26 protein-coding genes are annotated in these 26,829 nt (G+C 65.2%); 22 read left to right on the top strand and 4 right to left on the bottom strand.

Annotation, left to right across the window (positions count from 1 at the left end; translation table 11 throughout):
* Positions 1–321 precede the first annotated feature (321 nt).
* Together AC56LR_RS02985 and AC56LR_RS02980 are read left to right on the top strand one after the other, a co-directional pair.
* Entirely contained in the window at positions 322–897 is a 576-nt protein-coding gene (locus tag AC56LR_RS02985; RefSeq protein WP_497127259.1) for a DUF1415 domain-containing protein, read from the top strand.
* Positions 878–1,087, top strand: coding sequence for a DUF1289 domain-containing protein (locus AC56LR_RS02980; RefSeq protein WP_497127762.1), 210 nt, complete (start codon positions 878–880; stop codon positions 1,085–1,087). Before AC56LR_RS02985 ends, AC56LR_RS02980 begins: the two co-directional genes overlap by 20 nt.
* A gap of 26 nt (positions 1,088–1,113) precedes the next feature.
* Here the strand turns inward: AC56LR_RS02980 and AC56LR_RS02975 are convergent, their stop codons facing one another.
* A complete protein-coding gene (locus AC56LR_RS02975) occupies positions 1,114–1,623 on the bottom strand; it encodes a DUF1993 domain-containing protein (RefSeq protein WP_497127257.1) in 510 nt (169 codons plus the stop codon).
* A gap of 190 nt (positions 1,624–1,813) precedes the next feature.
* Between AC56LR_RS02975 and AC56LR_RS02970 the strand changes: the two genes are divergently transcribed.
* Together AC56LR_RS02970 and AC56LR_RS02965 are read left to right on the top strand one after the other, a co-directional pair.
* Entirely contained in the window at positions 1,814–5,008 is a 3,195-nt protein-coding gene (locus AC56LR_RS02970) for a bifunctional diguanylate cyclase/phosphodiesterase (RefSeq protein WP_497127255.1), read from the top strand.
* A complete protein-coding gene (locus AC56LR_RS02965; RefSeq protein ID WP_497127253.1) occupies positions 4,965–7,277 on the top strand; it encodes a xanthine dehydrogenase family protein molybdopterin-binding subunit in 2,313 nt (770 codons plus the stop codon). Before AC56LR_RS02970 ends, AC56LR_RS02965 begins: the two co-directional genes overlap by 44 nt.
* 123 nt (positions 7,278–7,400) lie before the next feature.
* Here AC56LR_RS02965 and AC56LR_RS02960 read toward each other — a convergent pair whose 3' ends face one another.
* Positions 7,401–7,820, bottom strand: coding sequence for a thioredoxin family protein (locus AC56LR_RS02960; protein WP_497127251.1), 420 nt, complete (start codon positions 7,818–7,820; stop codon positions 7,401–7,403).
* Positions 7,821–7,920: 100 nt separating this feature from the next.
* On the opposite strand from AC56LR_RS02960, the gene tsaB reads away from it, so the two are divergent.
* From tsaB to AC56LR_RS02940, 4 genes are read left to right on the top strand one after another with little or no spacing between them, the layout of a single operon-like run.
* On the top strand, positions 7,921–8,628 hold the full coding sequence (gene tsaB, locus AC56LR_RS02955) for a tRNA (adenosine(37)-N6)-threonylcarbamoyltransferase complex dimerization subunit type 1 TsaB (RefSeq protein ID WP_497127249.1): 708 nt from the start codon (positions 7,921–7,923) through the stop codon (positions 8,626–8,628).
* Positions 8,625–9,095 (top strand): ribosomal protein S18-alanine N-acetyltransferase, encoded by a 471-nt coding sequence (gene rimI, locus AC56LR_RS02950; protein ID WP_497127247.1) that lies wholly within the window; start codon positions 8,625–8,627, stop codon positions 9,093–9,095. The genes tsaB and rimI overlap by 4 nt, the downstream gene beginning before the upstream one ends.
* Positions 9,092–9,925: a uracil-DNA glycosylase gene (locus tag AC56LR_RS02945; RefSeq protein WP_497127245.1), complete on the top strand. Its 834-nt coding sequence runs from the start codon at positions 9,092–9,094 to the stop codon at positions 9,923–9,925. Before rimI ends, AC56LR_RS02945 begins: the two co-directional genes overlap by 4 nt.
* Positions 9,906–10,844, top strand: a complete 939-nt coding sequence (locus tag AC56LR_RS02940) for a DUF1853 family protein (protein ID WP_497127242.1) — start codon at positions 9,906–9,908, stop codon at positions 10,842–10,844. Before AC56LR_RS02945 ends, AC56LR_RS02940 begins: the two co-directional genes overlap by 20 nt.
* Here the strand turns inward: AC56LR_RS02940 and lplT are convergent, their stop codons facing one another.
* On the bottom strand, positions 10,845–12,107 hold the full coding sequence (lplT, locus tag AC56LR_RS02935) for a lysophospholipid transporter LplT (RefSeq protein WP_497127240.1): 1,263 nt from the start codon (positions 12,105–12,107) through the stop codon (positions 10,845–10,847).
* A 168-nt stretch (positions 12,108–12,275) separates the two neighbouring features.
* Here lplT and alr point away from each other — a divergent pair, with 168 nt between their 5' ends.
* The 11 genes from alr to AC56LR_RS02880 all read left to right on the top strand — a co-directional run bounded on the left by alr (position 12,276) and on the right by AC56LR_RS02880 (position 23,192).
* Complete coding sequence (gene alr / locus AC56LR_RS02930; RefSeq protein ID WP_497127238.1) at positions 12,276–13,382, top strand: alanine racemase; 1,107 nt, start codon at positions 12,276–12,278, stop codon at positions 13,380–13,382.
* Positions 13,375–14,751, top strand: a complete 1,377-nt coding sequence (gene radA / locus AC56LR_RS02925; RefSeq protein ID WP_497127236.1) for a DNA repair protein RadA — start codon at positions 13,375–13,377, stop codon at positions 14,749–14,751. Before alr ends, radA begins: the two co-directional genes overlap by 8 nt.
* A gap of 65 nt (positions 14,752–14,816) precedes the next feature.
* Entirely contained in the window at positions 14,817–15,137 is a 321-nt protein-coding gene (locus AC56LR_RS02920; protein WP_497127234.1) for a PilZ domain-containing protein, read from the top strand.
* A gap of 532 nt (positions 15,138–15,669) precedes the next feature.
* Positions 15,670–16,707: a phosphate ABC transporter substrate-binding protein PstS gene (gene pstS / locus AC56LR_RS02915; RefSeq protein ID WP_497127232.1), complete on the top strand. Its 1,038-nt coding sequence runs from the start codon at positions 15,670–15,672 to the stop codon at positions 16,705–16,707.
* A gap of 107 nt (positions 16,708–16,814) precedes the next feature.
* A complete protein-coding gene (gene pstC, locus AC56LR_RS02910; protein WP_497127760.1) occupies positions 16,815–17,813 on the top strand; it encodes a phosphate ABC transporter permease subunit PstC in 999 nt (332 codons plus the stop codon).
* Positions 17,813–18,670 (top strand): phosphate ABC transporter permease PstA, encoded by an 858-nt coding sequence (gene pstA, locus AC56LR_RS02905; RefSeq protein ID WP_497127230.1) that lies wholly within the window; start codon positions 17,813–17,815, stop codon positions 18,668–18,670. Before pstC ends, pstA begins: the two co-directional genes overlap by 1 nt.
* A 19-nt stretch (positions 18,671–18,689) precedes the next feature.
* Positions 18,690–19,484, top strand: a complete 795-nt coding sequence (gene pstB, locus AC56LR_RS02900) for a phosphate ABC transporter ATP-binding protein PstB (RefSeq protein WP_497127227.1) — start codon at positions 18,690–18,692, stop codon at positions 19,482–19,484.
* 33 nt (positions 19,485–19,517) lie between these two features.
* Complete coding sequence (gene phoU, locus AC56LR_RS02895; protein ID WP_497127224.1) at positions 19,518–20,219, top strand: phosphate signaling complex protein PhoU; 702 nt, start codon at positions 19,518–19,520, stop codon at positions 20,217–20,219.
* 2 nt (positions 20,220–20,221) lie between these two features.
* Positions 20,222–20,908, top strand: a complete 687-nt coding sequence (locus AC56LR_RS02890) for a response regulator (protein WP_497127222.1) — start codon at positions 20,222–20,224, stop codon at positions 20,906–20,908.
* Positions 20,909–20,918: 10 nt separating this feature from the next.
* Entirely contained in the window at positions 20,919–22,211 is a 1,293-nt protein-coding gene (phoR, locus tag AC56LR_RS02885; protein WP_497127758.1) for a phosphate regulon sensor histidine kinase PhoR, read from the top strand.
* A 96-nt stretch (positions 22,212–22,307) separates the two neighbouring features.
* Positions 22,308–23,192: a hypothetical protein gene (locus AC56LR_RS02880; RefSeq protein WP_497127220.1), complete on the top strand. Its 885-nt coding sequence runs from the start codon at positions 22,308–22,310 to the stop codon at positions 23,190–23,192.
* A 27-nt stretch (positions 23,193–23,219) separates the two neighbouring features.
* Here the strand turns inward: AC56LR_RS02880 and AC56LR_RS02875 are convergent, their stop codons facing one another.
* Positions 23,220–23,522, bottom strand: a complete 303-nt coding sequence (locus AC56LR_RS02875) for a hypothetical protein (RefSeq protein WP_497127217.1) — start codon at positions 23,520–23,522, stop codon at positions 23,220–23,222.
* 240 nt (positions 23,523–23,762) lie between these two features.
* Between AC56LR_RS02875 and AC56LR_RS02870 the strand changes: the two genes are divergently transcribed.
* The 3 genes from AC56LR_RS02870 (at position 23,763) to AC56LR_RS02860 (ending at position 26,660) form a co-directional block, all read left to right on the top strand.
* Positions 23,763–25,250, top strand: a complete 1,488-nt coding sequence (locus AC56LR_RS02870; RefSeq protein WP_497127214.1) for a hypothetical protein — start codon at positions 23,763–23,765, stop codon at positions 25,248–25,250.
* A 64-nt stretch (positions 25,251–25,314) separates the two neighbouring features.
* A complete protein-coding gene (locus AC56LR_RS02865) occupies positions 25,315–26,229 on the top strand; it encodes a patatin-like phospholipase family protein (RefSeq protein WP_497127212.1) in 915 nt (304 codons plus the stop codon).
* Positions 26,230–26,249: 20 nt separating this feature from the next.
* Positions 26,250–26,660 (top strand): GlcG/HbpS family heme-binding protein, encoded by a 411-nt coding sequence (locus AC56LR_RS02860; RefSeq protein WP_497127209.1) that lies wholly within the window; start codon positions 26,250–26,252, stop codon positions 26,658–26,660.
* Positions 26,661–26,829 lie beyond the last annotated feature (169 nt).

Genomic DNA, 26,829 nt, shown 5'->3' with positions numbered 1-26,829 from the left:
AAGGGGGCAGTGTACGTAGGCATGCTCTTACGCGTCAAGAAGTAGTTCCAGCTCGTTACAAATTATTTTCATGTTGTAATTTTTATAAATTGCCATCTTGAACATGAAAGATGGGTGCAAATTGACAGGTGTTCGCGGCAATAAGCGCATGACGCGCTTGTAGGATTTCACCCCTCGCTGCCTGCGCAACCGGCTTCATGCAGGCGGCATGAACGGCTGCCTCAAGGGCTAGACTAGCCCTGCCGGGGTCCTGATCTATGAGGGCACGCAAAGAGTGCGTACAATCCGGCTTCCGCATCCCGCATTCCAGAACGAGCCACCATGAGCACTGCACGACCGAACTCCAATGTCGACGACGACGCCGTCATTGCCGCCACCCGCGGCTGGCTGGAACGGGCCGTCATCGGCCTGAACCTTTGCCCGTTTGCCAAGGCTGTCTATATAAAGGAGCAGGTGCGCTACGTGGTGTCGAATGCGACCACGCCGGAAGCGCTGCTCGAGCAGCTGATGGACGAGCTGCAGCGCCTGTCCGACACCCCGGCCGAGGAAATCGACACGACCCTGCTGATCCATCCTTTCGTGCTGAACGATTTCGAGGACTACAACGAGTTCCTGGACGTGGCCGACGCCGCGGTCGAGGACATGCAGTTGGAGGGCGAGTTGCAGGTGGCCAGCTTCCACCCGGACTACCAGTTCGCGGACAGCGACCCGAACGACATCGCCAACTACACCAACCGCGCGCCGTACCCGATCCTGCACCTGCTGCGCGAGGACAGCATCGACCGCGCGGTCGAGGCCTTCCCGGAGGCGGCAGAGATCTTCGAGAAGAATATCGAGACCATGGAAAAGCTGGGCCATGACGGCTGGGACAAGCTCGATGTCGGCCCGGCCCGCTGATCCCGGCAAGGTGCCGGAGCGGGCGGATACGCCCTGCGTGGCGGTGTGCTCGACGACCTTCGACGACGTCTGCCGCGGCTGCGGGCGGACCGTGGCCGAGGTGGCGCACTGGGTGTCGATGAGCGACGAGGAAAAGGAAAAGGTGTGGGTGCGGATCTTGTCCGAGGGCTACCCGCGCAGGAATACGTAGGGATAGTAGCTACTCTGTTTTCCCGATCAGCTCACGCCCAAAAAATCGCGCTTCCCGATCGGCACGCCGTTATGGCGCAGGATCGCGTAGGCGGTCGTGACATGGAAGTAGAAGTTCGGCAGCACGAAGCCCGTCAGGTAGGCGTCGCCGCGGTCGAAATGGCGCGCGCGCTCACCAGTGCCGTGGGTGACCGGGCGCGTGTCGGCGCCGTCGAAGGCATCCCGGGGCAGCGAGTCGATGAAGCCGAGGGTCTTGGTGATGCGCTGCTGCAGTTCGGCGAAGGTCTGCTCGTTGTCGTCAAAGCGCGGCACGTCCTGGCCGGCCAGGCGCGCGCTCGCGCCCTTGGCGAAGTCGGTCGCGACCTGCACCTGCTTAACAAGAGGGAACATATCCGGGAACAGGCGCGCCTGCAGCAGGGCGGCTGGTTCGATCTTGTGCTGCTGGGCGTGGGTCTCGGCGGTTTCCAGCAGCGCGGCGAGGCTGCCGAGCATGCGGCGCAAGACCGGGACCGAGGCGGAATACATGGACAGGCTCATCTTGTCTCCTCTGAAAGATTCAATCATAACAAGTCTTGTCGCGTCCTGCCGACAGCCGGGAGTCCGGGGATGAGGCGTCCTCTGCAAATGCGTGACGCCTTGCTATCGAACATGCATAATCACCGCATTCCCTTGCCATAAATAAATGGGTGTTTCCTTGCGCGAGCGCAAGGGCGGCGCCGACTGTCCCATGCCCCTGCCACGCTTCACCTTCCGCGGATTGCCGGCCCGGCTGCAAAAACTCTACGGGCGCTCGATCTATGGCGCGCTGCTGCTGGTGGTCTTCGCCAGCCTGGCGGTGCCCGCCGTGGTCGGCGGCGTGTTCCTGATCGGGGTGCAGGAACGCGAAGCGGCCGTCCACGGACTGAACGACGCGCTGCAGCGCAATGCCGACATCCTGGCGCTCGGGATGCAGGAGTCGCTCTGGGACATGAACCTGGAGGCGGCGCGTTCGCTGGTCGATTCCTTCATGCGCGACCCGGCCGTGGTGCATGTCGAAGTGCGCGGGGTGTCGGAGGCGGAGATCATCAACCGCCGCGCCAGCTTGCCGCCGGGCGCGCGCGCCTACCGCGCCGAGCGCGACATCGTGGTGCAGGGCCAGAAGATCGGCCGCATCGCGATCGAGATGGGCGACTACCTCAGCCAGCAGGAATTGCGCGCCAAGCAGCGCAACTACGCGCTGGTGCTGGCGATCCAGCTCGGCATCTCGCTGCTCCTGATCGCGCTGCTGCTGCGCCGGCGTCTGCTCTCGCCTCTGCGCACGCTCACCGGTTTCTCCGACCGGCTGGCGCGCGGCGACTTCGATACCCCCCTGGTGCTCAGCGCCGAGGACGAACTCGGACGCCTGGGCAGCCAGATGGAGCGCATGCGCATGGCGATCGGCGAGCTGTTCGCCGACATCGGCCGGCGCGAGGAGCAGTTCCGCACCATCGTCACCCAGGTGCCGGGCGCCGTGTTCCGCGCGCGTCCGGGCGGCGCGATCGATTTCGTCAGCGACGCCATCGAGGAGATCTCCGGGTTTCCAGCCGAGCGCTTCATGCTGGCCACCACCGACGACTGGTCCAACATCATCCATCCGGAAGACCGCCGCATGCAGCGCCACCTGGCCAAGGATGCGCTGCTGGCCGGGATCCCGTATGAAGTCGAGTACCGCATCATGGACGCCGGCGGCATCGAGCGCTGGGTGCTGGAATGCGGCCAGCCGCAGGGCGAGTGGGGCAGCGACGCCTTCCGCGTGGACGGCATCATCTACGACATCAGCGCGCGCAAGCACGATGAAATGCGCATCGAGGCGCTGCTGACCGAGCAGGGCGCGATCCTGGACAACGTCATGTTCGGCGTGCTGTTCGTGCGTCAGCGCCGCATCGTCTCGGCCAACCGCCGCGGCGAAGCGCTGTTCGGCTACCTCGATGGCGGCATGGTCGGCAGCTCGACCGAGATCCTGTTCCCCGGGCGCGCCGACTACGAGCAGGGCTGGCTCGAGAGCTATCCGGCCCGCGCCGGCAGCCTCGATACCGGCGAGGAGATCCAGTTCCGGCGCCGCGACGGCACGCCTTTCTGGCTCCTGGTGAGCGGCAGCGCGCTCGATCCGCTGCGCCCGAACGAAGGCAGTATCTGGGTGTTCGCCGACATCACCGAGCGCAAGCAGGCCGAGGAAAAGCTGCGCCTGGCCGCCACCGTGCTCGAACACATCGCCGACGGCGTGATGGTGCTGGACGTGTTCGGCCGCATCATCGCCACCAACCCGGCCTTCACCCAGATCACCGGCTACACCGAGCGCGAAGCGCTGGGCCAGCATTCGAGCCTGACGCGCTCGACCCGCCACGACGACGACTTCTACCAGCAACTGTGGGGCGACCTGGCCGATACCGGCTTCTGGCGCGGCGAGATCTGGGACACCCGCAAGAACGGCGAGGTCTACCTGGAGTCGCTCACCGTGTCGGCGGTGCGCAGCGACGACGGCGACGACCAGGACGCGGTCACCCACTATGTCTGCGTGTTCAGCGACATCACCAAGGTCAAGGAATCGCAGGACAAGCTCGATCACCTGGCCCACCACGACCCGCTGACCGCGCTGCCGAACCGCCTGTTGTTCCACGACCGCCTGCAGCACGCGATGATCCGCGCCGCCCGCGCCGACGAGCAGCTGGCCGTGCTGTTCATCGACCTGGACCGCTTCAAGAACGTGAACGACACGCTCGGCCACCACGTCGGCGACGAGCTGCTCAAGCAGGTGGCGGCGGCATTGACCGGGTGCCTGCGCGAGGGCGACACCCTGGCGCGCCTGGGCGGCGACGAATTCATCGTGCTGCTCGAAGACGCCAAGGGCGAGTTCGGCGCGGGCCACGTGGCCGGCAAGCTGATGACCCTTTTCGAGCAGCCCTTCACCGTGTCGGGCTACGAACTGTTCGTCACCGCCAGCATCGGCATCAGCCTGTTCCCGCAGGATGGCCTCGACGTGAACATGTTGGTGCGCAACGCCGACGTGGCGATGTACCAGGCCAAGGCGCGCGGGCGCAACGGCTACCAGTTCTACGCGCCTTCGATGAGCGGGGAAGGCGTCGAGCGCCTGCGCCTGGAAACGATGCTGCGCCGCGCGATCGAGAAAAACGAGATCTTCCTGCACTATCAACCCCAGGTCGACATCGAGAGCGGCCGCCTGGTCGGCGTCGAGGCGCTGGTGCGCTGGCAGAACCCCGAGCTGGGGCTGGTTCCGCCAACGCGCTTCATCCCGGTGGCCGAGGACACCGGCTTCATCGGCCAGCTGGGGCAGTGGGTGCTGGCCGAGGCCTGCCGCCAGATGGTATGCTGGGAAACGGATGGGCTGCGCGTGCCGAAGATGGCGGTGAACCTGTCGGTGCGCCAGTTCGACCGCGGCAGCCTGGCGCCGACGGTGGCCGCGGTCCTGCAGGGCGCCGGCCTGAGCGCCGCGCGCCTGCAGCTGGAAGTCACCGAATCGGTCATCATGAATACCGGCGACGCGCTCGAGTACATCAACGACCTGCGCGCGATCGGCGTCGGGCTGGCGATCGACGATTTCGGCACCGGTTACTCGTCGCTGGCCTACCTGAAGCAGCTGCCGGTGCAGACCCTGAAGATCGACCGCAGCTTCATCAAGGACATCTCGACCGATGCGAGCGACGAGGCGATCGCGGTGGCGATCATCCAGCTCGGGAAGAGCCTGAACCTGTCGGTGATTGCCGAGGGCGTCGAGTCGGAGGAGCAGGCAGCCTTCCTGCTGCGCCATGGCTGCAGCCACGCGCAGGGTTATCTATACAGCCGTCCGGTGCTGCCGGCCGAGATACTGGCACGCTGGGGCCAGGGACACGACAAAGAACGCGATGACGCAAACGAGGCCGCAGCCGGCAACACCAGGCACATCTGACCATCAGCCCAGGCGCGGGCGCCGGCGTTTCCTCGCCGGCGGCCTGCTCGGCACCGGCGCGCTGCTGGTCGGCTGGGGCTTCCAGCCGCCGCGCCAGCGCCTGCATGCGGCCGAACCGCTGCCGCTCGAAGGCGGCGCGGTCGGCCTGAACGGCTGGGTCGCGATCGCGCCCGACGGCACGGTATCGGTGGTGGTGCCGCGCAGCGAAATGGGGCAGGGCGTGAACACCGCGCTGCCGATGCTGGTGGCCGAGGAGCTCGACGTGCCGATGGACGCGGTGCGGATCGTCCAGGCCCCGATCGACAAGATCTACGCCAACCTCACGGTCCTGCGCGAGACCTTGCCCTTCCATCCCGATGACGACGGCCGCACGCGCCAGGGCGCGCAGTGGCTGGCCGCCAAGCTGGGACGCGAACTGGGCATCATGTTCACGGGTGGCTCGACCAGCGTCAGGGACGCCTGGCTGCCGATGCGCGAAGCGGGCGCCGTGGCGCGCGCCATGCTGGTCAAGGCCGCCGCGCAGCGCTGGCGGGTGCCGCTGGCGCAATGCCGGACCGAGAACGGTTTCGTCATCCACGCGCGCGGCGCACGCCTGGCCTACGGCGCGCTGGCCCAGGATGCGGCCCGTGTCGGCGCCGCCATCGACGCGGGCGACGTGCGCCTGAAGGAAGCCCATGAATTTCGTCTGATCGGCAAACCCCTGCCGCGCCTGGACAGCCGCGCCAAGGTCACCGGCGCCGCCCGCTTCGGCATCGATGCGCGGGCGCCCGGCATGGTCTATGCGGCGGTCAAGATGTCGCCCGTCGTCGGCGGCGAACTGGCGACGTTCGAGGCCGCGGCGGTGGCCTCGATGCCCGGCGTGCTGCAGGTGGTGGCGATTCCCGGCGCACCGGGCGACCGCACCGGGGCCGGCGCCGGCGTGGCAGTTGTTGCGGCTGCCTGGTGGCAGGCGCGCCAGGCCGTGGCGGCCTTGCCGGTGACCTGGAACGAAGGGGCCTGGGCCAAGCTGTCGAGCGAGGCGGTGTTCGAGGAATTCGCACGCGCGCTCGATGAAGAGGGCGGTTACGTCTACCACGAGGCCGGCAGCCAGGACGTGCACGGCGCGGCCCTCACCGTCACGGCCGAATACCGCGCACCCTACCTGGCGCATGCGGCGCTGGAGCCGGTGAACTGCACCGCCCAGGTCGCGGACGGCAAGGTGCGGCTATGGGCCTCGACCCAGGTGCCGAGCGTGGCCGTCGACGTGGCGGCGCGCGTGGCCGGCGTGGCCCGTGAAGACGTCGCCATCGAAGTGATGCTGCTGGGCGGCGGTTTCGGGCGCCGCCTGGAAGCGGACATGGTGGCCCAGGCGGTCGTGGTGGCCATGGCTGCGGGCGGCAAGCCGGTGCAGCTGATCTGGACCCGCGAGGACGACACCACCCACGACGTCTACCGCCCGGCGGCGCTGGCGCGCTTTCGCGCCCATCTCGACGCTGCGGGGAACATCCTGGCCTGGGATAACAAGTCGGCCGGCGGGGCGATCGGCCACCAGTACTTCGCGCGCAACCTGGGTCTGCCCGGCGTGGGGCCGGACAAGACCACGGCCGAAGGCGAGTACGACATGCAGTATGCGATCGCCAACCAGCGCATCGCCCACGTGACCGTGGACAGTCCGGTGCCGATCGGCTACTGGCGCTCGGTGGGGCATTCGCACAATGCCTTCTTCAAGGAGGGCTTCATCGACGAGCTGGCGCATGCGGCCGGGCACGATGGCGTGGCGTTCCGCCGCGCGCTGTTGAAGACGCAGCCGCGCGCGCTGGCGGTGCTCGATGCGGCGGTGGCGCGCGCCGGCAAACCGCCCGCAGGCCGCGCCCATGGCGTGGCCCTGCACCGTTCCTTCGGCAGCACGGTGGCCCAGGTGGCCGAGGTGTCGGTCGAGGGAAAGCAGATCCGCGTACACCGGGTCTGGTGCGCAATCGATTGCGGCATCGTGGTCAACCCGAACATCGTGGCCCAGCAGATGGAGTCCGGCGTGCTGTTCGGATTGTCGGCGGCGCTGTACGGCGAGATCACGCTGAAAAGTGGGCGGGTGGAGCAGTCGAACTTCGGCGACTATCCGGTGCTGCGCATGAGCGAGGCGCCGCAGGTCGAGACCATCATCATGCCGAGCGCCGCGCATCCGGAAGGGGTGGGCGAGCCGGCCACGCCGCCGATCGCACCGGCGGTGGCCGCAGCCGTGTTCACGCTGACCGGGCAGCGCCTGCGCAGCCTGCCGCTGCGGGTGGCGTAGGGTGGGCGGCTTGTGATCTGGTCCACTGGACCAGATCACCCCGCGCGGCGATAGTTACACTATGAATCGCGCACGGGCTGCAGCACCTTGGTTTGAACGCGCGGGCGGGAAAACCCGCCCACCCTACGCCGCCAGCAAGATGCGCAGGTTGCAGTCGCGCTGCCACGCGCGCCGCTCTTCGCTCGAGTTGGCCCAGCAATTCATCTCTTCCGGCGTCTGCGAAGCCTGGGCCTGCACCAGGCGGTCGGCCACGAGCGCGTCCGGCACCATGGTCCCGAAAAAGCCCACCGTGTCGCCGCGCTGCACCAGCAGGGTCGGGAAGTTGTCGACGTCGAGGTCGCCCACGATGTCGGCCTGGTCTTCGATGTCGATCCACACAAAAGTCTTGTCCGGATGGCGCGTGGCCAGCAGCTCGAAGGTGGCGCGGTAGGTCGCGCAGGTGCCGCACCAGGCGGCGCACAGGCAGGCGACCGTCAGGGCGTCTCCTTCGATGGCGGCGGCGATGGCCTCGCGGTTGGCGGAATCGAGTGTCAGGCTTTGCATGAGCCGAATTCTACCGCGTGTTGCCCGGTTCTTGTGCATCCGGGGAAACGCCGGCGCCTAGGACGTGGTCGATGCGCGGCCGAGCGGGTAAAATGTCGGCATGCCCAACATCCTCGCCATCGAAACCTCGTCCGAGCTCGCGTCCTGCGCGCTGCTGGCCGGGGACACCGTATTCGCCCGCTCCACCACCGGTGTGCGCACCCATTCGCAATCGATTTTGCCGATGGTGCAGGAACTGCTGGCCGAAGCCGGCATCCGGCTGGCCGATTGCGATGCCGTGGCCTTCGGCGCCGGTCCCGGCTCCTTCACGGGCGTGCGCACCGCCTGCGGCGTGGCCCAGGGCATGGCTTTCGGGGCCGGCCTGCCGGTGCTGCCGATGGTGACCCTGGCCGCCATGGCGGAAACCTGCCGCGCCCGCACCGGCGCCACCGAAGTATTGGCCGTGCTGGACGCGCGCATGAACGAGGTTTACTGGGCCCAGTACCGCTACGATGGCGACTGGATCGAGGTCGTGGCGCCCACCCTGTCGGCGCCCGATGCGGTGCAGCCGGTCGCGGCCGATGGCCTGGCGGCCTGCGGCAACGGTTTCTGCGCCTATCCGGAGGCGTTTGCCGGCAAGGCCTTCGCCGCGGGTGCCATGGACGACATCCTGCCGCAGGCGCGCGAGATGGCGCTGCTGGCAGTGCCCGCCCTGGCGGCCGGCCTGGGCCTGCCGGCGGCACAGGCCCAGCCGCTCTACCTGCGCAACAAGATCGCCTTCACCAGCGCCGAGCGGCTGGCGATCAATGCTGCCAAGGCGGGCGCATGACGGTAGCCAATGCGCTGGGCCAGCTGGTGTTCGCGCCGATGGCGCCTGGCGACCTGGACGAAGTACACGCGCTCGAATGCAGCGTGTTCCCGCACCCGTGGAGCCGGACCAATTTTAGCGATTCGCTGGCCAGCAGCTACGATGCCTGGACCGTGCGCGACCGGGACGGCGCGCTGGCCGGCTACTATCTCTTGATGTACGCGGTCGACGAAGCCCACCTGCTCGACGTGGCGGTGGCTGCCGGCCGCCAGCGCCAGGGGCTGGGCCGCCACCTTTTGGACCGCATTGGCGCGCGCGCGAAAGAGCAGGGCATGGACTCGATCCTGCTCGAAGTGCGCCCGTCGAACGAGCGCGCACTGGACGTCTACCGCCGCTACGGCTACCGCGAAATCGGCCGCCGCAAAGGCTATTACCCGGCCCATGCCGGCCTGCGCGAGGATGCCATTGTGATGAGGCTGGACCTGTGAATCGAATCAGCGACCGCGATGCGGCCTTCCTGGCCGAGATGGGCATCGGCCCGCTGTGGAGCGTGCGCGCGGCGCCCGCCGCGGTGGACGTCGTCGACCAAGCCGCTCCGGCCGCAGCCGCACCGGTAGCGCCGCCGGCTGCGCTGGCGCCCCCGCCGATGCCGCGCCAGGTCGCCGAGCCGGCGCCGGCGCGCAGCTGGTCGCCGCCGGTCGTCGAACCGGTTCCCGCGCCCGAACAGGTCGACGTCTCCGCGCTCGACTGGGATGGCCTGCGTCTGGCGGTGGCCAATTGCAAGCATTGCAGCGCCTGCAGCGAAGGCCGCAAGCCGGTATTCGGCGCCGGTGCGCGCAGCGCGCGCTGGCTGGTCGCGGCGGGCACCGCCAGCGCCATCGATGAACAGGCCGGGGAGCCGATGACCGGGGATCCCGGCAAGCTGCTCGACAACATGCTGCAGGCGGTCGGCATGTCGCGCGAGACCGACGTGTACATCACCAGCCTGGTCAAATGCCGCCCCGCCAACCGCAATGGCGGCGACCGCGCGCCGACGCTCGACGAAGTGGCGGCCTGCCGTCCCTTCCTCGAGCGCGAGCGCGAACTGTGCGGCGCCGCCACCGTCCTGACCCTGGGCCAGGTGGCCACCAATGGCCTGCTCGGCAAGCCGCTCGCCGAGCCGCTGGCCGGTTCGCGCGGCGTCACCCATCGACTTGGCGAGGTGCCGATGGTGGCGACCCTGCATCCGGGCGAGCTGCTGCGGCGCGGCGCCGACAAGGCGCTGGCCTGGGCGGATTTGTGCCGGGCGAAAGCCACGGATGGACGCGCCCCTCGATAGCTACCAGCAGGGCTTCCACCGCCGCTGGGGCCACCTGCGGCGCGCCCGGGTGCGGGCGCTGGCCTGGCTGCTCGATGCGCCCGGCCTGCTCGATGCCCACCACCCGCTGTGGGCCGGCCGCATCGCCACGGTGGGCCCGGTCACGCCGGAGACCGCCGCCTGGCTCAATCAGCTCGACCACGATCCTTCCGCGCTGGACGCGGCGCTGGGGCCGCGCGTCTACACGCGCCTCGGCCTGTATGCCGAAAAACTGATGGCCTTCTATTATGAGCAGCACGGCATGCTGGTCGCCCACGGCCTGCAGGTGCGCGCCAACCGCAACGACACCGTCGGCGAATTCGACTTTTTACTGGAAGACGGCCCGGACGCGGTCGAGCATATCGAGTTCGCCACCAAGTTCTACCTGCTCGAAGGGCAGGGCGGGCGCGAGATGGACGCGCTGGTCGGCCCCAACCTGGCCGACAGCCTGGGCGCCAAGATGCGCAAGGTCTTCGAGCGCCAATTGAGCCTGGGCGAGCACCCCGCCGCGCAGGCCTTGCTGCCGCGCCCCGTCGTGCGGGCGCGGGCGCTGGTCAAGGGCTGGTTGTTTTATCCGGCAGGCAGCTGGCTGGAGATGCAAGGCATCGCCGCCGGCCATTGCCGCGGCTTCTGGTGCGCGCTGGAGGACATCGACACCCTGCACGGGGAAGGCTTCCTGGTCCTGCCCAAGCTGCAGTGGCTGGCGCCGTTCCGCGCCAGTTCAGCCGAATGGATGTTGAATGGCGCGCAGCTGCATGCGGAGCTGGAGGCGCAGTTCGAGACGAACCAGACCCCGGTGCTGGTGGCGGTGGTGCGGCATGTGGCGGGGATAATCGAGGAAATCGACCGAGGGTTCATCGTACCGAACGATTGGCGCGCGCGGGCCGCGGCACGCCGATAATCAATGCTTGTGTTCACCAATCAGCGCGAGCGAATCATGCTCGCGCTGGTTCGCCGCGTGGCGACGGCCGATGAAATACATGATGCCCGCCACCGACAGGCCGAACATGACGACGATGATGTCCAGGTCCAGGTTCAGGGTGATCATGATCGCGTACAGCGCCAGCATGGTCAGGATCGACAGGTTTTCGTTGAAGTTCTGGACCGCGATCGAGTGGCCCGCGCTCATCAACACGTGGCCGCGGTGCTGGAGCAGGGCGTTCATCGGCACCACGAAGAAGCCCGACAGGAAGCCGATCAGCATCAAGAGCGGATAGGCGAAGCTCACCGACGTGACGAACACCATGCTGCACACCACCAGGCCCATGATGATCCCGAGCGGGATCACGGTGAGCGATTTGCGCAGCGGGATCATGCGCGCCGCCATCACGGCGCCCAGCGCCACGCCGATCGCCACCACGCCGATCAGATTGGTCGCCTTGTCCAGCGGCATGTGCAGCGAGCGTTCGGCCCATTTCAGCACGATGAACTGCAAGGTGGCGCCGGCGCCCCAGAACAGGGTGGTCACGGCCAGCGAGATCTGGCCCAGTTTGTCGCGCCAGAGGGTGGCCGAGCAGTTGGCGAAATCGGCGATCAGCTTGGCCGGGTTGCGTTCCTGGTGCTCGTAGCGCGCGCCGGTGTCCGGGATGCGCAGGTTGAACAGGGTAGCCAGCACATAGATGACGACGACCACCGACATCGCCGCTTCCGCGCCGGTATCGATCCCGGACTCGAAGCCGGGAATGTCGAAGCCCAGCAGCCATGCGCTGCCGCGCGTGCTCACCAGGGTGCCGCCCAGCACGGTGCCGAGGATGATCGACATCACGGTCAGGCCTTCGATCCAGCCATTGGCGGGCACGAGTTTTTCCGGCGGGAGCAATTCGGTCAGGATGCCGTATTTGGCGGGGGAGTAGACGGCTGCGCCGAAACCCACGACGGCATAGGCCAGCAGCGGGTGCACGGTCAGGAACATCAGCGCGCAGCCGAACACCTTGATCAGGTTCGCGATGAACATCACGCGGCCCTTGGGCAGCGAATCGGCGAAGGCGCCGACGAAGGCGGCCAGCAGCACGTAGAAGAGCACGAATGAAAGCTTCAGCAGGGGAGTCAGCGAAGCCGGGGCATTCATCGACGTCAACAGACTGATCGCAACAAACAGGAGCGCATTGTCTGCCAGCGACGAGAAAAACTGCGCCGCCATGATGGTATAAAAACCACGGTTCATTCTAAAAGAGTAAAAGCTGGTCCGAGTTGCTTTATACCATGAATGGTCTCCGCTCCAAAAGAAAACCGGGCTTGTCAGCAGTATGCGCGCCGGCACACCCCGGCCCACTCCGGTAAAATACACCCTTTCCCAGCTTTGAAAGCCGGCCTCGAAACGCCGGTATTGACGATGCCACGTCCGCTCTCCGCCACCATCCACCTCGATTCCATGCAACACAACCTGTCGCGTGCGCGCAGCTGCGCGCCGCAGGCAAAGATCTGGGCCGTCGTCAAGGCCAACGCCTATGGCCATGGCCTGGAGCGCGCCATGCGCGGCTTCGCCCTGGCCGACGGCCTGGCCCTGATCGAAACCGAGAACGCGGTGCGCCTGCGCGAGAGCGGCTGGATCAAGCCGGTGCTGCTGCTGGAAGGGATTTTCGACGCCTCCGACGTGCCGCTGCTGGCCGAGCACAATATCAATAGTGCGGTCCACAACATCGAGCAGATCAAGATGCTCGAGTACACCCAGCTCTACCGCCCGATCGACGTGCACCTGAAGATGAATACCGGGATGAACCGCCTCGGCTTCCAGCCCGGCGAGTATGCGGCGGCCTTCAAGCGCCTGCGCGCGATTCCCGGCGTGCGCAACATCACCCACATGACCCATTTCGCCAATGCCGACGAGCTGGAGCACCCGCGCCTGACCATCGCCGAGCAGGTGCGCCGCTTCCAGCATGGCGCCGGCGACCTGGCGGGCGAGCGCAGCCTGTCCAATTCCGGCGGCGTGCTGCACCAGCCCGAGCTGGGCGACGCGCTGTCGAACGACTGGGTGCGGCCCGGCGTCATGCTCTATGGCGGCACCCCGGGCGGACGCAGCGCGCAAGACTTCGGCCTGCGCCCGACCATGACCTTGCGCTCGGAGATCATCGGCATCCAGGAAATCAAGGCCGGCGACACGGTCGGCTACGGCAGCCGCTTCGAAGCGACCGGCCCGATGACGGTGGGCGTGGTGGCCTGCGGCTATGCCGACGGCTATCCGCGCCACGCGCCGCACGGCACCCCGGTGGTGGTCGACGGCGTGCGCACGACCCTGGTCGGGCGGGTGTCGATGGACATGATGACGGTCGACCTGACGCCGATCCGCAATGCCCGCATCGGCAGCAAGGTCACGCTCTGGGGCGACGGCCTGCCGATCGACGAGGTGGCGCAATCGGCCGGCACGATCGGCTATGAACTGATGTGCGCACTCGCCCAGCGGGTGCGCGTACAAGAAGGACGGATGGGAACCGATGGCTAAATCACGAACCGCTTTTGTCTGCAGCGAATGCGGCGCGACCGCCAGCCGCTGGGCCGGCCAATGCCCGGACTGCAAGGCCTGGAACACCCTGGTCGAGAGCGTGGTCGAGGCGCCGGGCGTGAACCGCATGTCCCAGGTCCAGCATAAAAGCCTGGCCCAGACCGCGCCGGTGCTCTCGCTGAAAGACATCGACGCGCTCGACGTGCCGCGCTTCGGCACCGGCATCGAGGAATTCGACCGCGTGCTCGGCGGCGGCCTGGTGGCCGGCGGCGTGGTGCTGATCGGCGGCGACCCGGGCATCGGCAAGTCGACCCTGCTGCTGCAGGCACTGGCCAACCTGGCCGCCACCCGTAACACGCTCTACGTGTCGGGCGAGGAATCCGGCTCCCAGATCGCGCTGCGCGCACGGCGCCTGTCGGTCGATTCGTCCGAGCTGAATTTCCAGGCCGAGATCCAGCTGGAGAAGATCCTCGGCACCCTGGCCGACCTCAAACCCGAAGTGGCGGTGATCGACTCGATCCAGACCCTGTATTCGGACGCGCTGACCTCGGCCCCCGGCTCGGTGGCCCAGGTGCGCGAATGTGCGGCCCAGCTCACCCGCATGGCCAAACAGACAGGGGTGACCATCATCCTGGTGGGCCACGTGACCAAAGAAGGCGCGCTGGCCGGCCCGCGCGTGCTCGAGCACATCGTCGACACCGTGCTGTATTTCGAGGGCGACACCCAGTCGAGCTTCCGCCTGGTGCGGGCGATCAAGAACCGCTTCGGCGCCGTGAACGAGCTGGGCGTATTCGCGATGACCGAGAAGGGCCTGAAGGGCGTGTCGAATCCGTCGGCCCTGTTCCTGTCGCAGCACGACAACCAGGTGCCGGGTTCCTGCGTGATGGTGACGCAAGAGGGCACGCGCCCCTTGCTGGTCGAGATCCAGGCCCTGGTCGACGCCAGCCATCTGCCCAACGCGCGCCGCCTGTCGGTCGGCCTGGAACAGAATCGCCTGGCGATGCTGCTCGCCGTGCTGCACCGCCATGCCGGCATCGCCGCCTTCGATCAGGACGTCTTCATCAACGCGGTGGGCGGCGTGAAGATCGCCGAACCGGCGGCCGACCTGGCCGTGCTGCTGGCGATTAATTCCTCGATGCGCAACAAGCCGTTGCCGCGCGGCCTGGTGGTGTTCGGCGAAGTCGGCCTGGCCGGCGAGATCCGTCCTGCGCCGCGCGGGCAGGAACGCCTGAAGGAAGCGGCCAAACTCGGGTTCTCGCACGCCCTGATCCCGAAGGGGAACGTGCCGAAGCAGAAAATCGAGGGCATGACCATCATCGCGGTCGAGCGCATCGACCAGGCCTTCACCAAGCTGCGCGAGCTCGACTGAGCGCGCCCGCGCTCCTGTCATCCTGCCTGCCGCAGGCACTCACTCACTAACAGTATTGGTATAACGTGCTTTCAGAACAAAGGACATCCGAACGCAAGCTGCTGCGTACCCGCGCCCGCGTGGCCATGGAAGGCATGGCCCCGGCGAGCGGGCGCACCAGCGATCTCGGCGCCAATGGCGTCTGCATCAACCTGCCGGACCCGCTGCCGGTCGGCCAGACCGGGCAAGTCAGCTTCGAGCTGCTGATCGACGGCAAGCTCGTGCCGATCAGCGCGCGAGCCCGGGCGCTCTACTGCATCTTCAGCAATGGAGAATTCAAGGTCGGCTTCCAGTTCCTGAACCTGGAACTGGCGGCGATGACGGCGGTGGCGCGCTACCTGCGCTGAGCGCCAGCTTCGAAGCGATCCGGGCCGTCCTGCGGCCCCATGCAAAACGGCGAGTGCCCTCTGGGCCTCGCCGTTTTGTCGCTTTAGGACATGATCCGAAGTATCGGATCCACACTATTCGTGATAGTGATCGGTCAGGCTATCCTTGCTGCCTTTGACCTCTTGGAAGATCTCGAAAGCAACAAGTCCAGCCAAGCCACTCAGGATACCAAACACCATAATACTGAACATAACTGTAAACGCCTTTCAGCATCCCCTCCCTGTGAAGAACCTGTCTTCAGGTTAGCAGAAGCGGCTGTCTTTACAAGGCAGGCGGCGGCGCCAACCGATAATATATTTACAACAGTAGAGGCTGCTTGACGCCGAAAGCGGCCAATCCCGGCAATCGTGTGCTCCAGTGTTCAAAACCGGGGCAAGCTACGCCCGGCAGGCTCGATTATTACATCTGTCATGAACTTGTCATAATCGGGCAGTAGACTTCGCAACGTCAATGAACGGGACTCGTCCCAGGCCTCTTTACAAAGGAACCACCATGCGCATGAAGCATCTGTTCATCTCCGTCGCCATCGCGGCTTCCAGCTTCGCAGCCGCCGCCCAGGCCGCCAACATCACCGGCGCCGGCGCGACCTTCCCGTACCCGATCTACGCAAAATGGGCCGAGATGTACAAGGCCACCTCCGGCAACGGCCTGAACTACCAGTCGGTAGGCTCGGGCGCCGGCATCAAGCAGATCAAGGCCAGGACCGTCGATTTCGGCGCTTCCGACATGCCGCTTCCTGCCGCTGAACTGAACGCCGCCGGCCTGTTCCAGTTCCCGGCCATCATGGGCGGCGTGGTGCCGGTCGTGAACCTGCCGGGGACCGCTCCGGGCCAGCTCAAGCTCACCGGGGCAGTGCTGGCCGACATCTTCCTGGGCAAGATCAAGACCTGGAATGCGCCGCAGATCGCTGCGCTGAACCCGGGCGTGAAGCTGCCCGCCGATGAAATCACCGTCGTGCACCGCGCAGACAGTTCGGGCACCTCCTTCCTCTGGACCGATTACCTGTCCCAGACCAGCCCTGAATGGAAGACGAAGATTGGCTCCGGCACCGCGGTGAAATGGGCCGTGGGCGTGGGAGGCAAGGGCAATGAGGGCGTCGCCGCCAACGTCCAGCGCATCAAGGGTTCGATCGGTTATGTCGAGTGGGCCTACGCCAAGAAGAACCGCATGCAGCACACCCAGCTGCAGAACAAGGACGGTGTGTTCCTGCAGCCGGACGATGCGAACTTCAAGGCCGCCGCTGCAGGCGCCAACTGGACCGGCACCCCGGGCTTCGCCGTGGTCCTGACCAACCAGCCAGGCAAAGCCAGTTGGCCGATCACCGGCGTGTCCTATATCCTGGTGCACAAAAGCCAGGCCGACGCGAACAAGGGCAAGGAAGTGCTGAAGTTCTTCGACTGGGCCTACAAGAACGGCGATGCCGCTGCGGCCGAGCTGGACTATGTACCGATGCCGGACACCGTCACCAAGCTGGTGCAGGACGCATGGCGCGCCAATATGAAGGACGCTGCGGGCAAGGCGCTCTGGTAATTTCCCTTTCACAGCGAAGGGCAGGGCTGGCGGTTTTAAGGTACGCCAGCCCTTTCGTTCGCCAGCAAGATTGACAAAAAGTTATGAGCGTACACACCTCCGTCGCGATGCCCGATCTGTCCAAACAGCAGGACGATGCCAACGGCTTCCACTCGGCCGCCCTGCGCAACACGATGCGCAACCAGCGCATCCAGGATTTCATCTTCCATAAGGTCACGCTGCTGTTCGCGGCCTCGGTGCTGCTGGTGTTGGTCGGGATTATTGCTTCGCTGGTGATCGGCGCGGCTCCAGCCTTCCGCGAATTCGGACTGGGATTCGTCACCCGGGTCGAGTGGGATCCGGTGGGCGACCAGTTCGGCGCCCTGATCGCGATCTGGGGCACGCTCGCCACCTCGATCATCGCGCTGGCCGTGGCCTTTCCGATCAGCTTCGGTATTGCCCTGTTCCTGACCGAGATCTGTCCGGTCTGGCTGCGTCGCCCGCTGGGCACGGCCGTCGAGCTGCTGGCCGGCGTTCCGTCCATCATTTACGGCATGTGGGGCTTCTTCGTGTTCGCGCCGCTGTTCGCCGACCACGTCCAGCCCCTGCTCAAGAGCACCATCGGCCAGCTGCCGGTCATCGGCCAGCTGTTCCAGGGCCCGATCATGGGCATCGGCATCCTTACAGCAGGTCTGATCCTCGCGATCATGATCATTCCGTTCATTGCGTCCGTCATGCGCGACGTGTTCGAAATCGTTCCGACGGTGCTCAAGGAGTCCGCATACGGCCTCGGTTGCACCAAATGGGAAGTGGTGCGCAAGATCGTCCTGCCCTATACGCGCAACGGCGTGGTCGGTGGCGTGATGCTCGGTCTGGGCCGCGCGCTGGGCGAGACCATGGCGGTGACTTTCTTGATCGGCAATGCGCACGACCTGTCCTGGTCGCTGTTCTCGGCCGGTAATTCGATTTCCTCGACCCTGGCCAACGAGTTCAACGAAGCCACCACGCCGCTGCACACCTCGTCGCTGTACGCGCTCGGCCTGATCCTGTTCGCCATCACCTTCATCGTGCTGTCGGCAGCCAAGTTGATGCTGGCCGGGATGGCGCGCAACGAAGGAAGCAAATAATGACTACTCCTGTAAAAAACCCCGTGTACCGCAAGCGCCTGCTGGCGCACCGTTTCGGCATCGCGCTGTCGGTGCTGGCAATGGGCATAGGCCTGGCCTTCCTGGCCTGGATCCTGATCACGCTCCTGATCAACGGCTTCGGCGCCTTGTCGCTCAGCCTGTTCACGGGCGACACCCCGGCCCCGGGCAGCCCCGGCGGCCTGCGCAATGCGATCGTGGGCAGCCTGATGATGGTCGGCCTGTCGACCCTGGTCAGCACCCCGATCGGCATCCTGGCAGGCATCTACCTGGCCGAATACGGCGAAGGCAACCGCTTCGCCCAGGTCACGCGTTTCGTGACCGACATCATGCTGTCGGCGCCCTCGATCGTGATCGGCGTGTTCGTGTATGCCCTGTATGTGACCAGGACCGGTAATTTCTCCGGCTTTGCCGGTTCGATCGCATTGTCCCTGATCGCCGTGCCGGTGGTGGTCCGCACCACCGATAACATGCTGCGCCTGGTTCCCACCAGCCTGCTCGAGGCGGCGTATGCGCTGGGTGCCCCGCACTGGAAAGTTGCAACGATGGTGCGCCTGCGCGCCGTCAAGGCAGGCGTGATCACGGGAGTACTGCTGGCCGTGGCCCGCGTGTCCGGCGAGACCGCGCCGCTCCTGTTCACCTCGCTGAACAACCAGTTCTACAGCAACGACATGACCTCGCCGATGGCCAACCTGCCGGTCGTGATCTACCAGTTCGCGATGAGCCCTTACGACGACTGGCGTTCGCTGGCATGGGGTGGTGCGCTGCTCGTGACCTTTACCGTGCTGCTGCTGAACATCCTGTCGCGCACCCTGTTCAGCCAGAAGACTCCACGTTAATTTTTTCTAGAACAAACCGATGACCCAACTTATGCCGAACCAGGCCGCAGCCAGCGCCAAAGCCAAGACGATCGAAATCGAAGGCCTGAACTTCTTCTACGGTAAGACGCAGAGCCTGAAGAACGTGTCGCTCGACGTCCACGACAAGCAGGTGACGGCCTTCATCGGCCCGTCGGGCTGCGGCAAGTCGACCCTGCTGCGCACCCTGAACCGCATGTACGATCTGTACCCGGGCCAGCGCGCCGAGGGCTCGATCATGTACCACGGCCGCAATATCCTGGAGCCGGGTGTCGACGTGAACATGCTGCGCGCCAAGATCGGCATGGTGTTCCAGAAGCCGACCCCGTTCCCGATGTCGATCTACGACAACATCGCCTTCGGCGTGCGCCTGTACGAGAACCTCTCGAAAGGCGAGATGGACGAGCGCGTGGAATGGGCGCTGAAGAAGGCCGCGCTGTGGGAAGAAGCCAAGGACAAGCTGAGCAAGAGCGGCCTGTCGCTGTCGGGCGGCCAGCAGCAGCGCCTGTGCATCGCGCGCGGCGTGGCGGTCAAGCCGGACGTGCTGCTGCTGGACGAGCCGACCTCGGCGCTGGACCCGATCTCGACCGCGAAGATCGAGGAACTGATCAGCGAGCTCAAGCAGGATTACACGATCACCATCGTGACCCACAACATGCAGCAGGCCGCGCGCTGTTCCGATTACACCGCCTACATGTACCTTGGCGAGCTGGTGGAATTCGGCGAAACCGACCAGATCTTCATGAATCCCGCGCGCAAAGAGACGCAGGATTACATTACCGGTCGTTTTGGCTGATCACGAGAATACAAACATTAGACGGAGATATACATGACGGGCGAGCATTCATCCAAGCAGTATGACCAGGAGCTGGAAGCGATTCGTTCCAAGGTCCTCTTGATGGGCGGTATGGTGGAGACCCAGTTCGAGCAGGCACTCGAGTGCTTCCGGACCGGCGACGCCGAGCGTGCCGACCGCGTGATGGCCGAGGACCAGGCCGTCAACCAGCTCGAAGTGCAGCTGGACGACGCCTGCAGCCACCTGATCGTGCGCCGCCAGCCGACCGCGAACGATTTGCGCACCGTGATGGCCAGCATCAAGGTGATCACCGACCTCGAACGCATCGGCGACGAAGCCTCGAAGATCGCGCGCACCTCCAAGAGTTTGTACGAGCGTGGCAACACCAGCTTCGCGCATTACGACATGGTCCGCTCGATTGCGAAAGCCACCTGCGAGCTGCTGCACAATGCGCTGGACGCCTTCGCCCGCCTGGACGGCAAGCAGGCGCTGGAACTGATCGCGGCCGACGAAGGCATCGACCACGAATTCCGCACCATCCTGCGCAACCTAATCACCTTCATGATGGAAGACCCGCGCACGATTTCGTCGGCACTCGATACGCTGTGGGTGGCCAAGGCGATCGAGCGCATCGGCGACCACGCCAAGAACATCGCCGAATATGTGATCTATGTGGTCGAAGGCCGCGACATCCGCCACAGCAAGCCGGTGGCCATCGAGCAGCCGGCAGCCTGAGCATGGCGGACAACACGCGCGTGCTGGTGGTCGAGGACGAACCGGCGATCGTCGAGCTGGTGAAGTACTCGCTGCGCGAAGCCGGCTGGGACATCCGCACCGCCCATACCGTCGGCGGCGCCTGGGACAGCATCAAGCACGGCAAGCCCGACCTGCTGCTGCTGGACTGGATGCTGCCCGACCAGAGCGGCCTGCGCCTGCTGTCGCGCCTGCGCGGCGACCGCGACTTCCAGGACATCCCGGTCATCATGCTGACCGCGAAAAGCATGGAAGAAGACAAGCTCGCCGGCCTCGATACGGGCGCCGACGACTACATCACCAAGCCGTTCTCGCCGCGCGAACTGCTGGCGCGCTCGCGTGCGCTGCTGCGCCGCAAGAGCCCGCACCTGTCGGAAGCGCCGCTGCGCGCCGGCAGCGTGGTGCTCGACCCGAACAGCTGCACGGTCTGCGTCGACGACCAGCAGGTCGAGATCGGCAATGCCGAATACAAGCTGCTCAAGTTCCTGCTGGCGCACCGCGAGCGCGTGTTCTCGCGCGCCCAGCTGCTCGACAAGGTATGGGGCGACCATGCCGTGATCGAAGAGCGCACGGTGGACGTGCACGTGCTGCGGCTGCGCAAGGCGCTCAAGAGCGCCGACGGCCTGATCCGGACGGTGCGCAGCGTCGGCTATATGCTGTCCGAAAAATAGCGTGCGCTCGATGAACCCGAAGCTGCTGTTCTGGGTGCCGGCCGTGCTGCGCCTGGGCATGGTGTTCGTCGCGGCCCTGGTGGTCTGGTGGATGTCGGGCATCGTCGAGGCGCTGGTCTTCGCCTTGGGGGCGGTGATCATCGCGCTGTTCGTCCAGTTGCGCTACCTGCACGAATTGGGCGAATGGCTGAACGACCCGCACTCGAGCCGCCTGCCGGACGGGTGGGGGGCCTGGACCGACGTGTTCGCGCGCCTGTACCGCCTGCGCCGCGAAGACGAGCGCCACCAGGCCGAGATGGCCGAATGGCTGGCGCGCTTTCGCCAGGCGATGCAGATGCTGCCGGAGGGCGTGGCCATCATGGACGACGTGCTGTTCCTCGAATGGTGCAACGAGGCGGCCGAGCGCCACCTGGGCCTGAGCCTGGCGCGCGACAAGGGCCTGCGCGTGACCAACCTGGTGCGCCATCCCGAGTTCATCGACTACGTGATCCTGGGGCGCTACGACACGCCGCTGACCCTGTCCTTCCGCGGCCGCAAGCTCGAATGCCGCATCATCCCGTTCGAGAACCGGCGCCAGATCCTGGTGACGCACGACGCCACCGATACCGAGCGCATCGAAGCGATGCGGCGCGACTTCATCGCCAACGCCTCGCACGAGCTGCGCACGCCGCTGACCGTCATCGTCGGTTTCCTGGAAATCGCGATGTCCGACCCCGGCCTGGACGTGGCCACCCGCACCGCCCACCTGTCCCTGATGACGGAGCAGGCCCAGCGCATGCAACGCCTGATCGGCGACATGCTGACCCTGTCGCGCCTGGAATCCGACGAGTTCCCGCTCAGGCGCGAACGCGTCGACGTGCGCGCGCTGGTGGAATCGGTGGCGCTCGAGGCCCGGGCCCTGTCCGGCGGGCGCCACACCGTCGAGGCCGAGGTCGACGGGCCGGACCTGATGGGCAACGCCGAAGAACTGCGCAGCGCCTTTGCCAACCTGGCCTCGAACGCGGTGCGCTACTCGCCCGCGGGCGGCACCATCCGCTTGACGTGGACGCGCGGGACCGACGACCTGCGCTTCTCGGTGATCGATTGCGGCATCGGCATCGAGCCGATCCACATTGCGCGCCTGACCGAGCGCTTCTACCGCGTCGACAAGAGCCGCTCGCGCGAAACCCAGGGTACGGGCCTGGGACTGGCCATCGTCAAGCACGTGCTGCTGCGCCACGGCGGGCGCCTGATGATCAGTTCGGTGCCGGGGCAGGGGAGCAGTTTTACGGCGGTGTTGCCGAATACGTCGCTGCCCGGATAGAACTTGCTCAGACGCAATTAGCCCTGCTGCTCGCAGGGTAGTATCGACCTTCGCTTACGTCCTGTTCGCCAATGTCGTGCTTCCTGGAGCAGCGCCATGCGCCCGGCCTTCTACCAGCCTTCCGGCCAGATTCCCCTCATGGCCTTCCCTTCACTGCTGGCTTGCCTGTGCCTCGCCGCTGCCGGTGCGCTTCCTTATGCGTGGATTAGCGCCCGGGCGCCCTGGTACATGGGCACGCTCACCATCTGGCCTTTCGCTTTCTGGCTACATCTTGTTGTGACGACTGCCGGCTGCCTGGCGAAGGTGCGCAATCCGTTCATGATGAAGCAATTCGGGGTGGTGGTCGGATTGTTTGGCTGGGCATCCCAGTGGGTCTTCTGGATCGTGTTCGCGGCGTATGACAGCGTACGCAGCATGCCCGGCCATTCCATGGCGATCCCACTGGCCGACCTGCTGGCCTATCCGGCGGCCTTGTGGGACGGATTCCGGGCAGCGTCGGCTGCCACCGAGTGGAGCGACGACATGGATGTCGACCTCGTCCGCTGCTTTGGCTGGCTGGTTGAATGTTCGCTGTTGTTGACCGTGCCCTGCGACGCTGGCCGCAAGCAGGCGGAAAAACCGTTTTGCGAGGCATCGCATCGATGGGCAAGCGTGACGCGCCTGCCGTACAGATTCGCCGTCGGGCCGCTGCTGCAGGTCCGCGCGGATTTCGTGACCCATCCCGAGCAGGCATTGGCAAAATTGTCCTTGAGCCCGTCCGCTAAGCGGTTTGCCATGGCAACCGTGTACACCGGGAAGTACGAGGACTTCATGTCGGTCGAAATGACCGAATTACAGGCGACTGGTCGGGGATACCGGAAACAAAATGAGATGGTGGTGGAATACCTTCGCGTACCCCGTGCCGCCCTTGAGGGGCTCATTCAACGTTTGTCGAAACCTAAACGGAAAAAGGCCAAGACCGCCAGGAAGAAGTCAGTCTAGGCGATGAGCGGGTTGCTCAAGGCCCGTCTACGGGTAAGGCTGGTGGAGCAGACCGTTATTCGCCGGCGTATTGGACTGGGCAAGCAGGGCGTAGGCTTCTTCGACGATCCGGTCTGGTTCGGATGGCTCTGGCTCCAGAGTCTGCAAGTCATCGAGCTCATCATAGGAAAGCAATTGCTGCTCAACCATCCAGACGAGCTGGCGGACAGGGTCGGGATTCTGCGCGACGTCGCTCCATTGCGGATGGGCCAGGACGGCGCTTCGGTGTGCGGCGCTGATGAACCCAAGTGCGCCAGGAAATGAATCGATTGCAGTGCACATGCTCGCCATGCTTGCCTCCGCGATCTCATATCGAGGAGCAATGCTAGCTAGAAATTCTTATGCTCGACAAGCGTTGGCGCAAATGGAGAGCGCTTGTCCGCGAAGCGCTCGTACGCGCTTCAAGACGCCTGATCGTTCATGTACAGGTCCGGTTCGTTTGCTTATTGCGTATGTGCAATATCGTCAGCCATCATAAGCGTAAGTTGTGATGACGACTCTCTCCGCGCTTCCAACAACATCTCCTACGCCATGTCCTATTCCATTTATCGGCCTTCCGGTGTGGTTCCCGCCCGCGCTTTTCCCCTGGCGGCCCTGTTCCTCGCCGCGACGCTCCCACTTGCAAGCCTGTACGCCTGGCTCAGCTTTCATCTGCCGGGCATTCTCAATGTCTTTGTCTGTTTTGCCTTCGCGCTTGTGTTGGGTAGTTTCGCCAAACGGGTGTGCGTGACGGCCAAGGTCCGCAATCCTCGCTGGATCGGTCGTTACGGATTGCTGCTGGGCTTCTGCGGCTGGTATGTTCAGTGGGCGGCATCGGCGTTCATGCGACTTGAATCCGATCCCGGCTTTTTCGCACTATTTTCCGGAGCGATGCAGCTTGTCATCGAGCCTTCGATGGTCATAGCCGTGGCGGAGAATATGATGCAGTCGACGACATCCACCTTTGCTGGCCTGCCACTCAAGTATTTGCTGCTGTCTTGCTGGCTGGGAGAGCTGTGGATGCTGCTGTTCTTCCCACATTACATTGGCAAGATGCGGGCAGACGAAGTATTCGACGAGGCGGCGGGCACTTGGGCCGAATACAATGAATTGCCGAACCGGTTCCTGCCTATCGACCAGCCGGACTTGCTGCGCCTGCTGGACTCACCGTCGGAGCGCTTGTCGACCCTGCTTCATCCGCATTCCGGCCCGGCCACGGCCAACCACATGAAGCTGAGGGTGTATGGGTTCGGCACCGCCGATGCGTTGGTCTCGGTTGTCGGCGTCGAGATGAGCAGCAAGGACGGCCAGCCGCGCACCATCGAATGTTCTCCCGGCCTCTACCTGTATGTTCCCGCGGCCGAGCTCGAAGCCTTGACGGCAGGGCTGGCGAACCCGGACGCGACCGCGGAAGACCCTCCCGAGCTGGCCGATGCCATCGAGCATATGCAGGGAGGGCGCTTCCAGGAGGCCTACGAAGAAGCGCATCCCTTCGTGCAGGCTGACGAGCGCCAGCTGTCTTGCGATGCCAACCGCATCTGCGCGATCGCCTGTTCGGAGGCTAAGGAATGGCAAAAAGCGCATGCCTACTGGACAGCGCTGTTTGCCCGCGAAGCCTCGGCCCATAACGCCCTGCAAGTTGCGACCAGCGCCATCATGGCCGGGGAAACCGGGCAGGCGCAGGAATGGATCAAGCGGACCGACACGATCAATGCGTCGTCCCGGGAAATGCCGAGCGTGACCATCCTCACGACGATCATCAGCGCCCTGACGGCGGCGAACCAGATGGAGCCAGCGCTGTTCTACCTGGGCCAGTTGCGCGATTTCTACACCAGCCTGCACGTCACCGACCCGACTTTCCTGTTCGCGCACCGAATGCCGCTGTTCCACATGTTCCTGGAAAAGAGCGGAGCAGTGGTCAATCAGGTGCTGGACCGGGAAGCGAGCCGCGCGTGGTACACGTCGATGCTGCCCCACCTTGACGAGCGGGGCCAGTCCGAGCTGAACGCATGGCTCGAGGAAGCATCCGCCCCGGCTTAGTCACACTCGACGGTTGGCCAGGGACTCGGGGTACAATCGGGCCTCGCTCTTTTTCTTACCGTCTATGTTCTCTCGCCGTCTGTCCCTCATCGCCTGCACCGCGCTGCTCCTGAGCGCCTGCGGCAGCACCCCGACTCCGCCTCCCCTTACCCCGGTTGCCCAGCAGGCGACGCCGCCCGCGCCGCGCAAGGTCCGCATTGGCCTGGCCCTCGGCGGCGGCGCCGCGCGTGGGTTTGCCCATATCGGCGTCATCAAGGCGCTGGAAGCGCAAGGCATCGTGCCGGAAATCGTCGTCGGCACCAGCGCCGGTTCGGTGGTCGGCGCGCTCTACGCCTCGGGCCTGAACGGCTTTGCGCTGCAGAAGACGGCCATGGCCATGGACGAGGCCACGATTTCCGACTGGGCCTTGCCCCTGTTCGGCAAGTCGACCGGCGTACTCAAGGGCGAAGCGCTGCAGGGCTATGTCAACAAGGCCGTCAATAACCTACCGATGGAACGCCTGAAGATCCGCTTCGGCGCCGTGGCCACCGACCTGCGTACCGGCCAGCCGATCTTGTTTAACAAGGGCAATACCGGCATGGCCGTGCGTGCGTCCTCCGCGGTGCCGAGCATCTTCCAGCCGGTGAAGATCGGCGCCAATTCCTATGTCGATGGCGGCCTGGTCGCGCCGGTGCCGGTCAAGTTCGTCAAGGACATGGGTGCGGATTTCATTATCGCGGTGAACATCTCCAGCGCCACCGAAGGCGCGGCCACCGCCAGTTCGCTCGACGTGCTGATGCAGACCTTCAGCATCATGGGCCAGCGCCTGAACTATTTCGAGCTGAAGGAGGCCGACGTCGTCATCACCCCGGCGCTCGGCAACATGGGCAGCAGCGACTTTGGCAGCCGCAACCTGGCGATCCTCGCCGGCGAGCAGGCGGCAGCAAGCGTGATGCCTCAGATCAAGGCCAAGCTCAAAGCCAAGCAGCAAGCTCATTAACCAGGAATACGGGAACCGCCATGCAATCGAAGCCATACCTCACCCTCGACGACGTGAAAAAAATCGCCGCAGCCGCGGAAAGCGAAGCGGTGCGCAACAACTGGGCCGTGTCGATTGCCATCGTCGACGATGGCGGCCACCTGCTCTGGTTCCAGCGCCTCGACGGCGCCGCGCCGATCTCCTCGCATATTGCCCCGGCCAAGGCGAAGACGGCCGCGCTGGGCCGGCGCGAATCGAAGATCTATGAAGACCTGATCAACAACGGGCGCACCTCTTTCCTGTCGGCGCCCGAAATCGCAGGCATGCTGGAGGGTGGCGTGCCGGTTATCGTCGATGGCCACGTGATCGGCGCCGTCGGCGTCTCGGGCGTGAAGTCGACCGAGGACGCGCAGGTCGCCAAGGCAGGCATTGCCGCCCTGGGCAACGGCTGAGCGGAGCATTGTTTCCGCGCCGACTTCACGACCTGTTCCGGCAAAAATGGCGGCACTTCTATAGAATTGCTGCATTGCCGAATACAGCGGTTTCGCGCTATAATTTGGAAGTTTAGCCATTCACACATCAGCCGTAGCGCCTACCCATCATCCCTCATTCAACTTGATA

This window comes from Telluria sp. ZT3P39 (assembly GCF_059685935.1).
Note: the sequence above shows the minus strand (reverse complement) of the source record. Positions and strands in the feature narration are given on the sequence as shown.